This is a genomic window from Embleya sp. NPDC001921, from assembly GCF_053594475.1.
Map to the genome: position 1 here is coordinate 47,799 of NZ_JBSFEO010000049.1, position 13,576 is coordinate 61,374.

Consider the following 13,576-nt stretch of genomic DNA (forward strand, 5'->3'; position numbering starts at 1 on the left):
CGGGCCTTCCCCAGCCCCACCGACTCGTCACTCGCCGGCGGCGATCCTTGTCACGCAGCAGGCGAGGCCCACCGGGCAGGCCGGGCCGCGTCCGTACGTCGGGGTCGGTTCCGGTCGAGCCGATCAGGAGCCATCTCTCCGTCTCCGAACCGATGGGCCTGTTCGTCGATTCGAATCGGAACCGCAGTCATCCCGATGGTGGCCGTGATGCGAACGACGCGGATGTTCCGACGAAATGCCGTCGCTCTCACAGGCGAACGAGGCGTCGTGCCACGCACGACGGCCGTACTTCTCGATTCGATACTCGGCGTCTTTCCTGCTGTTCGGATTCCCCGAGATATTTGGCCGGTTTCGATGCGTCGCCCTCGTTCAGCCGGCTGGCGTACCGGGCCGGGTAGTGCTGCAACGCGCCGATGTCGAGCGCAGCCGCACGGGCAACACCCGCCGCCTCGCTCTTCCGGAATTCCTGTTTCCGCATCCCATGGACCAAGCTGCCGGGAGCAGCAGCATGAGAAACAACAAGGCAGAAATGCATCGCGAATTCCGGACCGTAGCGCGAACCTCCAACCGCATGCGCTCCTCGGGAAGCGTCTGCGATGCACCCTTCCGAGCCTTCGTGTCGGCTTTGCCGGGCAACGCCGGAGGAGATATGAAAGCCGATGCCCCATATGTTCAGAACAACCAGTACATGCGCCGCCCCCTACTCCTGCGGCGTGTTCGGCCGCGCCCTATCGCTGGGGAGACGATACGCCCGGCCGCCCATTCGTGACGAGACCACCCATCGATGTCGACGGGCCGAGGGGATTTCCGAAGCGTACTCACACTGTTGGCCCGGGAGTTGCCTTGCGCAACGATCGGTGGGGCCACGACGTCGATCGCACCGGGGGAATCTCGTGGTTCGTCGAAAGTCCATGCGCGGCGCCGTCCTGGCCCTGGCCCTGGCCGCCAGTCTTGCCTTCGGATTCTCGCCCATCGCGCCCGCCCGGGCGTCCGCGGACGACTGCAGACGCACGTCGAATTCGAATCATGACGAAATCCTCACCGGCGACTGCTGGTTCTGGCCGGGCACGGTGATACCGGATCTCGAGAACACCGTCGAGCTGATCACACAGGACGACGGAAACCTCGTCCTGTACGAGAAGTTCGGCCCCACCGCGATCTGGGCGACACACACCACCGGCCACAGTTACGCCCGACCTCAGACCGACGGAAACCTCGTCGTCTACGCCTGGAACGGCACACCGCTGTGGCCCTCGGCCACCCAGGGGCAGCACAACTACCCCGCCGTCCAGACCGACGGCAACATCGTGATACACGCTCTTCGGCAAGCCTTTGTGGGCGACGAACACCCAAGCCTGACGGACGCGGCCCGCCCACCGGGCGGGCCGCTCGCCTTCCCGGGCCGGATCCTCCGACACGGCATCGGGTCACCGCGACCCCGACCCGCTTCCCGTACGGCAGCCGACGCGGCGACGTAGTCGTGCCTTTGCGGCCCCCACGTCCGGCTCAGCACGTAATCCGCGGAACAGGGTTCAGCCGAGTTGGTCGCCGGTGTAGCGGAAGATCACGTTGCCGGCGTCGACTCCCCAGACGTTCCCGTCGATGCCTGCGCCGATGTCGCTCAGGGTGCCGGGGATCTTGACCCAGGGGTTGGCATCGTGGTTGGTGAACCGGTAGACACTCCCGGCGGAGTCCAGGCCCCACACGTTGCTGCGGGATCCGGCGGAGATCCGCACCAGGCTTCCGGTGATCTTGACCCAGTGGTTCGCCGAGGCGTCCTGGTCGCCGATGTAGCGGAAGATCTCGTTGCCCTTGTTGACCCCCCACACGGTGCCGTCGGCGGCGACGCCGATGTCGCTGAGGACCCCGGGGATCTTCACCCAGGGGTTCTTGTCGTCGTTGGTGTAGCGGTAGATGCTTCCGGCGGAGTCCAGGCCCCACACGATCGTTCGCGATCCCGCGGAGATGCGCACCAGGCTGCCGGGGATCTTGACCCAGTGGTTCGTCGAGTCCCGGTCGCCGATGTAGCGGAAGATCTCGTTCCCGGCGTTGACCCCCCACACCGTGCCGTCGGCGGCGGCGCCGATGTCACTGAGGACGCCCGGGATCTTCACCCAGGGATTGTTGTCGTCGTTCGTGAACCGGTAGACACTCCCGGCCGAGTCCAAGCCCCACACGATCGTTCGCGACCCCACCGAGATCGCCGTGAGGCTGCCCGTGATCGTCTTCCAATCGGCCATGCCGAATCCTCCCCATCCCCATGACGACAAACGTTGCACCGGATACCTACGGCGCGCGCACCTCGACCAAACGGACGGATCGTCTAATGGCCGGATCGATCGGCTTCGCCCCCGCGGCCATTGCTCCCGATCGCCCAGGTACGCGGTCCAAGGCGGCGGCACCGGCCGGGTGCGGCCTGTCCGAAAGCCTCGTCGCACGAACGAGGGACTGGACACCCCGGGCCCGGGCGTGCTTCCGCCGACACCTTGCGTGGGCTTCCCCATCGCCGTCCGGCCGGGCACGGTTCGGTCAGCGATGACCGACCGCCGATCCCCCCGGAGGAACGCATGCCCCAGGACGTCGAGTTCGACTTTCCCGCCCCCACCCGGATCAGCCCGGACCTCGATGGCGCCAGGCGCCGCAACCTGGAATGGGCGCGCCGCCTGGACCTGGTCGGTGACGGGCCCCGCCCTGGACTGGTACGCCTCTTGGGACATGCCGTTGTTGGCCGCGTTGGGCTTCCCCCACGCAAGTGGGCCGCGCTGGACCTGTGCGCGGACACGATGGCGTTCTTCTTCGTCTTCGACGACCAGTTCGACGACCCGCTGGGCCAGGACCCTGCCCGCGTGGCTCGCGCCTGCCAGAGCCTCGTCGACCTCGTCCAGGACACCCCGGGCCTCACCCGGTCGCGAACAGGATCCGTGTACGGCGGCGTTCGCCGACGTGTGGCGCCGCAGCCTCGACGGCGCCCCGCTCGGCTGGGCAGCACGCGCGGCCCACGAATGGGAGTACGTCGCGGCCGGCGAGACACTCACGTCGCGCGAAGAGTGAACGATGGCCCCCGGACCGTGATCCCAGCGTCGGAGGTGGCCGAGGCGGGCCTCCGAATTGCCGCGGCCGCCCGGCCGGTTGTGATGCGATCCAGCTCAGCGATGTCCAGCACGGCCCCACCGGTGACCCGGATCTGGAGATCCCCGTACCGCCCGTACACCTCGAGCACGGCTGTCCGGGCAGCCTCCTCAGGGCTCGCGGCCGGCCTGACTGGACACTGGAGCCTGCGGCGAACTGGTGCGTGCCGCAGTCGTGTTGCCGTGATCACCGCCGCACCTGGCAACCGCCATGGGACTTCGGTCGGAGTAGACAGGCCACCTCTGCATCGCAGCGGCTCAAAGAGTCGTTCGCGCCTCCCCGTCGAACCCGTGTCGTCGGTATGGCGTTCCGCCGATCCAGAGATGGCGGGCGGGCGTCGCGGGTTGGTATTGGCGGCGAAGGAGGGAAAGCCCTGATGCGATTACCCGCCGCCCGGTGGACCATCGGGAGTCCAGGTGGCGGAAGACGGGGGATCCGTGGGGCGCCAGGGGTGGGTTCTCGCCGGGCGATATCGGTTGTCGGAATTGTTGGGTAAGGGTGGCTTTGGGGAAGTGTGGACCGCGCGCGACCGGGTCATCGGGCGTACCGTGGCGGTCAAGTTGCTGCGTGATCCGGGCGACGCGGCGGCGGTGGCGATGTTTCATCGGGAGGCCCGTACGGCAGGCGGGGTCAACCATCCCGGAATCGTCACCGTGCACGATCTCGGCCAGGACGCGGACGGCACCCTGTTCCTGGTCATGGAGCGCCTCCATGGTCGCGACCTGGCCACCGTCCTGTCGGACAACGGGCGTTCCCTCGACGTCGACCTGGTCGTCGAGTGGGCGGAGCAGGTCTGCGCCGCTCTGGACGCCGCGCACGCGGAAGGCATGGTCCACCGCGACCTCAAGCCCGCGAACCTGTTCCTCACCACCGACGGGCGGGTGAAGGTCCTCGACTTCGGGATCGCCCGCTACATCGACTCGGCGTCCGACACCGTGAGCAGGGCCATCGGCACTCTGGCCTACATGGCGCCGGAGATATTGAACGGCCGCGTCGGCGACCATCGCGGCGACCTGTACTCCCTCGGGTGCGTCCTCCACGAACTCCTCACCGGCCGGCGGCCGACGCCCGGGTCGGGGAGCGATGCCCTGGTACGCGCGGACGTTCCCCCGGGTCTCGAACATCTGGTCGTCGATCTCCTCGCCAAGGATCCCGACCACCGGCCGGCCAACGCGGCCGTCGTCCACGAGCGGCTTCGCACATGCCTTTCCGGCCCGCCGCAGTCCGTCCGCCGACCACCGCGCCGACGTGACGACTCGGCCCCCGCCGGCGGGCTCCGACGCGGCCAGTTGCCGGCCCCTCCCACGCCACCGCGACAGCCTCGCCGGTTGGCGGTGTACTTGGGGCTGGTCGAGGACACGACCCTCGACGCGCCCGCGGGGGAACTTCCACCGTTTCCCTTCTGGTTCACCGTCGATGCACCGCAGAACATCCTCGTTCTCAAACGGCGGGGACAGGGGATCAAATCCACCTACGAAGCTGACAACAGCATCCATCTGGTCCCGCAAAAGTGGTATCTGGCCTTGGGCTACACCGACTTGGGAGGCGGCTCGCGCCGCAGCGGGGTGCGCCTGAGGACGCCGCACGGACGGACCGTGTACCTGCGAGACCCGACCAAGGTGCGCCCCGGGCCCCCGGCGATTCTCGACGAGGAAGCACCGTGAAGCCCATGTCCGGCCGTGCGTGGGGACTTCACCGACCTGAACGACTCACTGTCACAGAGTTCCGGCCCACCCCCACCTGCGTGGGGACTTCTACCGCAGGACACTGACCGCCGTCAGCGTCCCGGGCTCACCCCCACCTGCGTGGGGACTTCACTTCCTGACCTGCGGGTTCTTGGAGGCTTTGCCGATTCGTGATGTCAATCGGGCTATTGCGGCAAGATCCCTGCCTGAATTCGCTCCGGGCGAGCGACTCCTCGTAGAGGGCAGCATTATCGAATGGTTCATCCTGTTCGAGGCATCGGTCGTATGGATGAGTGTGTCGGGTCGACAGGCGCGCACGACACCGGCGGACAAATAGCTCGCGCTGGGCCGGGGATGTGGTTGGAGTGCGGGTCAGGATGTCAGTGCCTGCATCTCGCCCGCGCGGATGTCGCCGACGGTGGTGGTGCGGGTGGCGGCCAGGGTGCCGGTCTGTCCGCCGCCGGTCCAAGTGATGGTCCAGTGGGTGGTGGCGGTGACGGTGTGGATGCCGGGCCGAACGTACGTGTGTCCGCAGTCCGGGCTCGGTTGCCCACCCCGCGCCGGACTGTACGGCGTTCCCGGGGTGGTGCAGGTGACCGTGGCGCCGTCGCCCATCGTCCAGGTGATGTGGTCGACCCGGGCCGTCGCGGTCACCGACAACCCGGGAACCGCCGCGGTCGCCGTCGCCGGACCCCACGCCGCCGGAGTCGCATCCACCCACAACCACGTCGGCAGCCCGACCAACCCGGTCTTCCCCGGCCCCGGAGTGAGATGCACCGCAGGCGCGTCCAAAGGGATCAGGGCAGAGGCCCGGGCACCCAGCTCCGCAGGAGTAGGCGGCGGAGCCGCGACACCACCACCACCCCCCGGATCGGGATCGACACTGCCCATGCACTGGGCCGCATTCAAAACGCGCGCAGCCCCCGGACACTGCGTGTCGTCCGGATCCCTGGGATCCACCTCCACCGGACCCGTACCGGTACCAGTACCGGTACCAGTCCCCGCCGGCACCGTCGAACCGCCTCCGCTTGAGCCCGCACCGGGCTTTGCGGCGTTGCCCGGAGTCTGTACATGTATGGAGACGCCGCGAACATCCGTATCCACCTCCGTATCACTCGGAGGGTTCGGCTTCGGCGTTTCCTCGGCGACGGCAGTCACGGTCCCGATGAGAAGAAGGCAGATGCTCAGGCCCAAGGCCTTCAACATGTTCGATCCCTCTCCGACCGCATATCCGCGATCTTCCACCCGTCGTTCGTGGTCGTAAGCGTGAAGGTCTTGACGTAGCGCGGCGACTGTGGAGGAGCAGTGAAGGGGCTGCCGTCTCGATTGGTGACGTATCGCCGGCTGACGTCCATACAGTCGACGATCGTCACCGAAGGGGTGCTCGCACTCAACGAGACCGTAACGGTGGGGTTCAGCGGGCCGTCCGGACCATGCGTGGTGATCCCCTCGGCAGCCGTCTGCTCCGCGGCACGCCGCAGGAGGTCGGCCGCCCGACCCGTCGCCAGGCGAGTCACAGTGGCCTCGTCGATGGGCGTCCCCCCATCTATCTCCAACTGATAAGCGCGCCACTGTTTGTAGACGTCCAGGGCCTGGATACGCGCGGTGTCCTCGGGACGCGGTGCGGGTGCCTGGCTCGACGGCGGAACGGACGTCGGACCCGCCCGGGGCTTGTCCTTCTCCTCGTCGCTACAGCCACTCACGACCAGTGCGGTGGCCAACGCTGCCATCGCGGCCACTCCCGTACTACGCCTCACACGCCCTCCCCCATCGGCTGACTACACACCGTACCGAGGAGGTGCCCCACCGCCCACACCAGTGACCATCTCGGCCACGGGATCATTCTTCACCTTCTGGAAATGGACGGCTGGATCGGGCAAGCCCAGGAAGTCCCCTCCCCTGCAGCCCCGATGGACATCGATCGGGTCGTCGTCAACCGTCGCGACGAGCGCGCCCGGACGACGCCCACTCGCGTGGGGACTTCAAATCCGCCTCCGACCCCTCGCGGCGAGCGACCGGATCACCCCACCTACGCGGGGACTTCCAGCGGGCCGCGTTTCTGGCAGGCGCGCGAAACATCGAGTTCGACTACGCCGCAACCAACTTCACGGTGGTTGCTCAGCCATCGAGCTCGCCCGTCCACTCGGCTCACACGCACTACCGGGAGGCCTGCCCACGAACCGAGGTTCATGACGGCGCACCAGGTCCGCATCCCGTGACCGCCGCGCTCGCCGACCCCACGACGCCCGCCGACAGGCGGACGCCCACTCGCCACGGTGGGCATTCCTGTAGCCGGAGATCACCAGCCGCGTTCGTCCCAACCGTGGAGGGTGGTGCCGGAGCCGTGCCGGAGGTATCCGTCGAGGGCACTGTCCGTGGTGGCGACAAAGTCCTGGGGGTGTCGCTCGTATCGACCCAGCAGACCCGGTCGTGTTTCGCGGGTTCGGCGTTGACGGGTTCGCCGGTCCACATGTGTGTGGCGAAGACGACGGTGATGAAGCCGCCCGGCTCTCCACACCCCATGCCCCGTGGATGACGTGTGCGACCCTCAGATCTCCGGGGTCGACGATCACAACAGTCTCCTCCCGGAGTTCGCGAACCGCGGTGACGGTGACGGGTTCTCCGGGCTCGCTCTTGCCGACGGGTAGGTCCCACGATCCGGCCGCGAACTTCGCCTGAGGGCCGCGCCGTAGGAGGAGAGCGCGATCGTTGTCGCGGTCGTGGACGATGACGGCGGCCACGAGGAGCGTCATGGCGTCGGTGGCGGGCGCCAGGTGGGAAGTCCGGTTGGATTGGGCCACGACTATCCCTTCGTCGGCGGACGGCGTACCTCATCGGAGGCGCACCAGGCTCACACGGGCCCGCGCCGCGATGGAGCCGCGCTGCCACGGCAGTTGGCCTGGCGCCGACCGGTCGGCCGGCCCCGCGCTGTCCGTCCTCGGCTCGCGTGTCGGGTGTCGTATGCTGCCCAGTCACCGCGATGAACGGGGGAATCGTGGACGCGCTCGACGCATCCGATCCGCGACGGATCGGGCCGTACGTTCTGCTCGGCCGGCTCGGTGCCGGCGGAATGGGAAGGGTCTATCTCGGCAGGTCCGTGGGCGGCCGCACGGTCGCGGTCAAGGTGGTGCGGCCCGAGTTTGCGGGCGACGCGGGCTTTCGGGCCCGGTTTCACCAGGAAGTGGCGGCGGCCCGAAATGTGTCCGGAGCGTTCACCGCGGCCGTCGTGGACGCCGATCCGGATGCCGAAGTGCCGTGGATGGCAACGGCGTTCGTGGCGGGCGTACCGCTGAGCGATGCCATCACGACACATGGGCCGCTGCCCGACGACGCGCTGTGCATGCTGGTCGCCGGGCTCGCCGAGGCGTTGAAGAGCGTGCACGCCGCCGCGTTGATCCATCGCGACCTCAAGCCGTCCAATGTGCTTCTCGCGCTGGACGGTCCGCACGTCATCGACTTCGGCATCACCTGGGCTGCGGAGGGGACTTCGTACACCCGGACCGGGGCGATCATCGGGTCGCCCGGATACATGTCGCCGGAACAGGCGCTCGGGAACCCGCTCACCGCGGTCAGCGACATCTTCTCGCTGGGCGCGACGGCCTATTACGCGGCGACCGGTCGGCCGGCGTTCGGTGAGGGGCCGGGGCACGCACTGCTGTACCGGGTGGTCGGCACCGAGCCGGATCTGCACCCCGTGCCGGATGTGCTCCGTCCCCTGATCGCGAGCTGCCTGGCCAAGGATCCGGCGCACCGGCCGACTCCGACGCAGGTGGTCGAGGCGATCGAACGGCTGGGCCTGGAGGTGCCCGCGGGCGGTTGGCTGCCCGACGCGCTCACCGCCGACATCGCGGCCACCCGCGCGGCGATGTCGGCCCTGCCCCCGGTGTCGTCCGGCGACCGGGTCGGCCCGGGAGTCGACACGACCCGCTTGGACGAGCCGGTCACCGAACTCGGGCCCGGATCGACGACCGGGCGGGATCGCGGGATCAGTCGCCGCAATCTCCTCCTCGGCACCGGCGGTGCCGTCGCCGCGGCCGGGATCGGTACGGCGGCGGCCGTGTTCCTCCACGACAACGGATCCCCGCGACGCCCCAGCCCATCGAAGGAAGCCGGCGGCGCGGTGAGCGGGCCGAAGGCGCTCGCCGCGCCGGACGCGAGCGTCCGGTTCGACACGGTCGTCGAGGATTCGATCATCGGCCTGGTCCTCGGCGACGGCGTGCTCGTGGCGTTCAGCGCGCAATCGATCTCCGGACTGGACATGGACGGGGCGCGGCGGTGGGGACCGGTCTCGCTGTCGCCGGTGCGTCAGGGGCTGATCGCCTCGGGCCTGGTCGTCGGGGGGACGCTGTACGTCTGCGGCACGGTGGACCTCAAGAGCGGCTGCGTCGCGATCGACGTCGGTACCGGGAACGTGCTGTGGGTCGCTCCCCCTCCGGCACTCACCTGGACGGGGCGAGCCGTCGTCGGTGTGCTGGGCGACCGGATGTACGTCGGCGGCGCGCGCATCGGCAACACCGGCGGCATGTCGAGCACGGAGGACGCCGTCTGGGCCATCGACACCGGTACGCGCAAACCCGTCTGGGCGAACGCCGGGGCGGACGCGGGCATGCTGCTGGCCGTGCCCGCGACCGGCAAGCAACTCCTGGTCGGCAGTTCTCCGATCATTCCGGGCACCGGGGACGGCCAGGTGACGGTGCTCGATGCCGCGACGGGGAAGGCCGGTTGGCGGCATCCGGTGCCGGGCGCGACATTCTCCAAGACGTATTCGGGACTGGAGAGTGCCTGCTTCGCGGGCGGCAGGTTCGTGTACGCCGGAAACCAGGTCACCGCGGCGGACCCGGCAACCGGGCAGGAGGTCTGGGTCTACAAATCGGCCACGCGGACCGAGAAGTTCGGTTCGCCGGTGGCGAGTTCGGACGGCGGCACGGTGTACGTCACCGGGATGTCCGGCCTGTACGCCCTGGACGCGGCAACCGGGGCGCTGAAGTGGAACACCACGCCGGAGACGGGTTCCCTGTCCGGGGTCGGTACCGGCGCGCTTCGGATCGCCGACGACACGCTCTACGTGACCGACAGTGCGGCACGCCTGTGGGCCGTCGACCCGGTGACCGGCGCCGGGCGCTGGAAGTACGCCAATCCCCGGCAGGACGCGGTGGGCGGGATGGTTCGGGCGGAGGGCGGCGGCAAGGTCTGGGTCGCCGACGGTCGGAACCTGCGCATGTTCGACGCGTCCGGAAAATGAACGAGCGGACGTTGTACAGCAGGACCACGAGCGAGCAGACCCCGCGGCCGGACCATGAGTGAGCGGACCCTGAACGGCAGGACCACGGGTGAGCGGACCCTGAACGGCAGGACCACGAGCAAGCAGACGCTGTGCAGCAGGACCACGAGCGAGCGCACCTTGTACCGCAGGGCCAAGAGCAAGCAGACGCTGTGCAGCAGCAGGACCACGAGCGACCGGATCATGAGCGATCCGAGAACCCCAGGAGACCTCATTGGAACTGCTCGACTCCACCGACCCGACCCGGATCGGCCCGTATCGGTTGCTCGGCCGGCTCGGCGCGGGCGGCATGGGCAAGGTGTACCTGGGCCGTTCGGCGGCGGGACGCACGGTCGCGGTCAAAGTGGTCCGGCCGGAACTCGCTGGTGACAGCGGCTTCCGGGCGCGGTTCCGGGCCGAGGTGACCGCCGCGCGCGCGGTCTCCGGGGCCTTCACCGCCCCGGTGGTGGACGCCGATCCCGACGGCGAACTGCCGTGGATGGCAACCAGGTTCGTCGTCGGCCTGTCACTGGGCGAAGCGGTGGCGCGGCGCGGTCCGCTGCCGGAGCGCGCGCTGCGGATGCTGCTGGGCGGGATATCCGAGGCGTTGGAGAGCATCCACGCGGCCGGGCTGATCCACCGGGACCTCAAGCCCGGCAACGTCCTGCTGGCCCTGGACGGTCCGCACGTCGTCGACTTCGGCATCGCACGCGCAGTGGACGGAACCGCCTTCACGACGACCGGATCGGTACTGGGGTCGCCGGGCTACATGTCGCCCGAGCAGGCACTCGGACGTACCGTGACGCCGGCGAGCGACATGTTCGCCCTGGGTGCGACCCTGGTGTTCGCGGCTTCCGGGATACGGCCGTTCGGTGACGACCATCCCGTGGCCGTACTCAGACGCGTCGTCAACGATCGGGTCGAACTCGGCTCGGTACCGGCCTCGTTGCGCGACGCCGTCGAGGCGTGCCTGGACAAGTCGCCCGAGGCAAGGCCCACTCCGCGCAGGCTGATCGACTTCGTCGGGGACGCACCGGTCGACAGCGGCGGGAGCTGGCTACCGGCGGAGCTGACCGGCGACATCACGGCGGCGGACCAGGTGATGCAGGGCACGGGTGTGCCGCACGCGCTGCCACCGGTCGGTGTCGTGCCGCCGCTGAATTCGGCACCGACCGAGGTGACGCCGCCATACCTGCCGCCCGAGCCGGACTTTCCGCCACCGCCGATCGCGCCGCCCGGCGCGCCGAGTCGGCGGAAGCTGATCATCGGGTTGGCGGCGGCCGGCGCCGTCGCGGTCGCGAGTGGTGGCGCGGCCATTGCGATGTCCCGCTCGGGGAAGGGTGGTTCGACAGCGAAGGGTGGACAGAGTCCCAGCCCCACCGCGAAGACGACCGGCGTACCGACCGGGCAGAGTGCCGCGCCCGTCGCCCCGCCCACCCCACATGGTCCGCTGCCCGCCCCGACCGGTAAGAAGGGGTCCCTCGACGGCCCCGCCGCCGTCCCGAAGTGGACGTCGACCACTCCCGACACGGTGGTCTCGTTGTCCTCGTACGGCGGCATGGCGATCACCGCCGGATTCGGCGGTCGGCACGCGTTCGACCCCGCAGGCAATCCGCGGTGGAACCTACCGATTATCACCCGCTACCAGGGCGGCACCGACGGCTCCGCCGGCAACGACAAGAGCGTCTACTTCGTCGGCGGCGACACGATCAGGGGAGGGTACGCGGTCATCGCGGCCGACCCCGTCACCGGGGCGGAGCAGTGGCGTGCCGGGATCCCGCGGACCACGTGGTCACCGACCCGGATTGCGGGTGTGGTCAGCGGAATGCTGCTCGTCACGGGAGACGACATCGGCAATCCGGCGCAGTTCCTGGCGAAGTTCGTGTGGGCGCTGGACATCGGCTCACGGCAGACCGTCTGGGAGGCGACCGGTTCGGACGCCGGCACCCTGTTCATCCCACCGACCGGGACCAAAGTCCTGATGAGCGCCGAGCAACTCACGCAGCGGCAGCTTCAGTTGGTGGACGCCGGGAACAAGGGCGCACGCGGCTGGACGAAGCCCTTGCACGGCGCCGTCGGCGGCGCCTATGTCAAGAGCCCGGCCTGCTGGGCGGCCGGCCGCTTCGTCTACGCCACCGACAAGGTGTACGCGCTCGACCTGGACACCGGCGAGGAGGCCTGGACGTACCCGGTCGCCGGGGAGTCCTTCACGAACTGCGTGTCCGACACCGACGGGAGCACGGTCTTCGCCGGGTCCACCAAGGCCCTGTACTGCCTGGACGGCAAGAGCGGCGATCTGCGCTGGAAGAGCACGATGCCCAAGGGAACGTCCGCGCTCTTCGCGGAGATCCGGTACGACTTCGGCAACGTCTACCTCCCGGACTCCGCCGGGACGTTGTGGGCCGTGGACGCGGCAACCGGAACGACTCGGTGGCAATACCGCGACGCACGACAGAACGGCACGATGTTGGGGATGGTGCCGTGGGCGGCGGGCGGCGGCATGGTGTACATCGGCGACGCGAGTACGGTCACCGGGATCGACGCCGCGGGTACCTGAAGCGCCGGACGACACGGTCTTCGTCGCGGGCGAGCCGTTCGAAGAGGCCCGATGCGGGGCGCCGGGCCCCGCACCGCGCCGAACGGCCGTGTGCTGTCGGTGACTTCCACCAGGTCGTCGTCGAGGTCGTGGCAGTCCTCCGGGGTCACGGGCCGGACGGCGGCCCAGTTCCACGAGCACGCGGCGACGGGGGCCAGCGTGTGGGCGGCGGTATGGCCGGTCGGCCTGTCACCATCGTCGCCACCGATCCCGACAACGTGGGGGCGTGCCTCGCCGATGGTCAGGTGATGGTGCAACTTGCGGCGAGTGCGCGGAGTCCGGGTGCGGTGCGCCCGCCGATGAGGAGTCAGGAGATCGCCGACTCTCTCGTCGCGCTCACCGCCCATCACCATCACACGGCCCCGCCGTACGCCCGGCCCGCGAGCAGCGCCGGTTCGGCTACCGCGCCGGCCGCTTCAAGACCGAACCAGGCCGATTCATCATTCTCGACATCACCCTGCGGCTGACCCCGCGCGTCCACGCCGTACCGATCACCTACCGACACCTGGCCGAAGCCCTCGACGTCACCTTCGGGACCGCACCGCCGCTCGCCTCGTGACCGCCTGGGCGTCCCGTGGACAAGGCTCACCAGCACATCGAAGCGGGAGATCTCTCCCAAGAGGTCGAGCGTCGGTTCGGGAAGCAGCTCGGCTTGGAGGTGTTGTGGCTCGGCCACAGCCGCGGCGAGCCGACGGAGCTCACCAAAGCGCTCCGGCGCCATGCGAACGCCCGCTCCGCGGAGGCGGGTTCGGCATCAAGCAGAACGGGTTCATCTATGTTGTGGCCCTCACCAGTGAGAGGGTGCAGCAGAGCAGAGAGACAATCATTGGGAAGCAGCATTCTTGATTTTTGCCGCGTGCGACACAGCTCATGCCTGGTGCGCCGGCTGTAGAAATAGGCGACCTG

Annotated in this window: 9 protein-coding genes and 1 pseudogene; 5 read left to right on the top strand and 5 right to left on the bottom strand. The window is 69.0% G+C overall.

Translation table 11 applies throughout. The annotated features are described in order from the left end of the window. Window positions 1–893 precede the first annotated feature (893 nt). The gene (locus tag ACWCPW_RS40815; protein WP_449766674.1) at window positions 894–1,478 is read left to right on the top strand and encodes a hypothetical protein; all 585 of its coding nucleotides are present in this window, start codon (window positions 894–896) and stop codon (window positions 1,476–1,478) included. Between the two features lie 54 nt (window positions 1,479–1,532). Here the strand turns inward: ACWCPW_RS40815 and ACWCPW_RS40820 are convergent, their stop codons facing one another. Beyond that, window positions 1,533–2,240: a tectonin domain-containing protein gene (locus ACWCPW_RS40820; RefSeq protein WP_449766675.1), complete on the bottom strand. Its 708-nt coding sequence runs from the start codon at window positions 2,238–2,240 to the stop codon at window positions 1,533–1,535. A gap of 436 nt (window positions 2,241–2,676) precedes the next feature. Here ACWCPW_RS40820 and ACWCPW_RS40825 point away from each other — a divergent pair, with 436 nt between their 5' ends. Then, window positions 2,677–3,051 carry a hypothetical protein gene (locus ACWCPW_RS40825; protein WP_449766676.1) on the top strand — a complete coding sequence of 125 codons (375 nt, stop codon included), beginning with the start codon at window positions 2,677–2,679 and terminating at the stop codon, window positions 3,049–3,051. Window positions 3,052–3,566: 515 nt separating this feature from the next. Next, window positions 3,567–4,793 (top strand): serine/threonine-protein kinase, encoded by a 1,227-nt coding sequence (locus ACWCPW_RS40830; RefSeq protein ID WP_449766706.1) that lies wholly within the window; start codon window positions 3,567–3,569, stop codon window positions 4,791–4,793. 393 nt (window positions 4,794–5,186) lie between these two features. Here ACWCPW_RS40830 and ACWCPW_RS40835 read toward each other — a convergent pair whose 3' ends face one another. From ACWCPW_RS40835 to ACWCPW_RS40845, 3 genes and pseudogenes are all read right to left on the bottom strand, one after another. Continuing rightward, window positions 5,187–5,591: an ATP/GTP-binding protein gene (locus ACWCPW_RS40835; protein WP_449766677.1), complete on the bottom strand. Its 405-nt coding sequence runs from the start codon at window positions 5,589–5,591 to the stop codon at window positions 5,187–5,189. A 422-nt stretch (window positions 5,592–6,013) separates the two neighbouring features. After that, window positions 6,014–6,544, bottom strand: a complete 531-nt coding sequence (locus ACWCPW_RS40840) for a hypothetical protein (protein ID WP_449766678.1) — start codon at window positions 6,542–6,544, stop codon at window positions 6,014–6,016. Window positions 6,545–7,113: 569 nt separating this feature from the next. After that, a pseudogene (locus ACWCPW_RS40845) lies at window positions 7,114–7,567 on the bottom strand (NUDIX domain-containing protein). A gap of 227 nt (window positions 7,568–7,794) precedes the next feature. Between ACWCPW_RS40845 and ACWCPW_RS40850 the strand changes: the two are divergent. Together ACWCPW_RS40850 and ACWCPW_RS40855 are read left to right on the top strand one after the other, a co-directional pair. Next, window positions 7,795–10,056: a protein kinase domain-containing protein gene (locus ACWCPW_RS40850; protein WP_449766679.1), complete on the top strand. Its 2,262-nt coding sequence runs from the start codon at window positions 7,795–7,797 to the stop codon at window positions 10,054–10,056. A gap of 253 nt (window positions 10,057–10,309) precedes the next feature. Then, a complete protein-coding gene (locus tag ACWCPW_RS40855; protein WP_449766680.1) occupies window positions 10,310–12,631 on the top strand; it encodes a protein kinase domain-containing protein in 2,322 nt (773 codons plus the stop codon). 391 nt (window positions 12,632–13,022) lie between these two features. On the opposite strand, the gene ACWCPW_RS40860 is transcribed toward ACWCPW_RS40855, so the two are convergent. After that, the gene (locus tag ACWCPW_RS40860) at window positions 13,023–13,391 is read right to left on the bottom strand and encodes a hypothetical protein (protein WP_449766681.1); all 369 of its coding nucleotides are present in this window, start codon (window positions 13,389–13,391) and stop codon (window positions 13,023–13,025) included. Window positions 13,392–13,576 lie beyond the last annotated feature (185 nt).

Bases quoted from the DNA above. Each gene is read 5' to 3' on its own strand.
- ACWCPW_RS40820 (WP_449766675.1), bottom strand. From the start codon at position 2,240: ATGGCCGATTGGAAGACGATCACGGGCAGCCTCACGGCGATCTCGGTG.
- ACWCPW_RS40840 (WP_449766678.1), bottom strand. From the start codon at position 6,544: ATGGCAGCGTTGGCCACCGCACTGGTCGTGAGTGGCTGTAGCGACGAG.
- ACWCPW_RS40850 (WP_449766679.1), top strand. From the start codon at position 7,795: ATGAACGGGGGAATCGTGGACGCGCTCGACGCATCCGATCCGCGACGG.
- ACWCPW_RS40860 (WP_449766681.1), bottom strand. From the start codon at position 13,391: ATGGCGCCGGAGCGCTTTGGTGAGCTCCGTCGGCTCGCCGCGGCTGTG.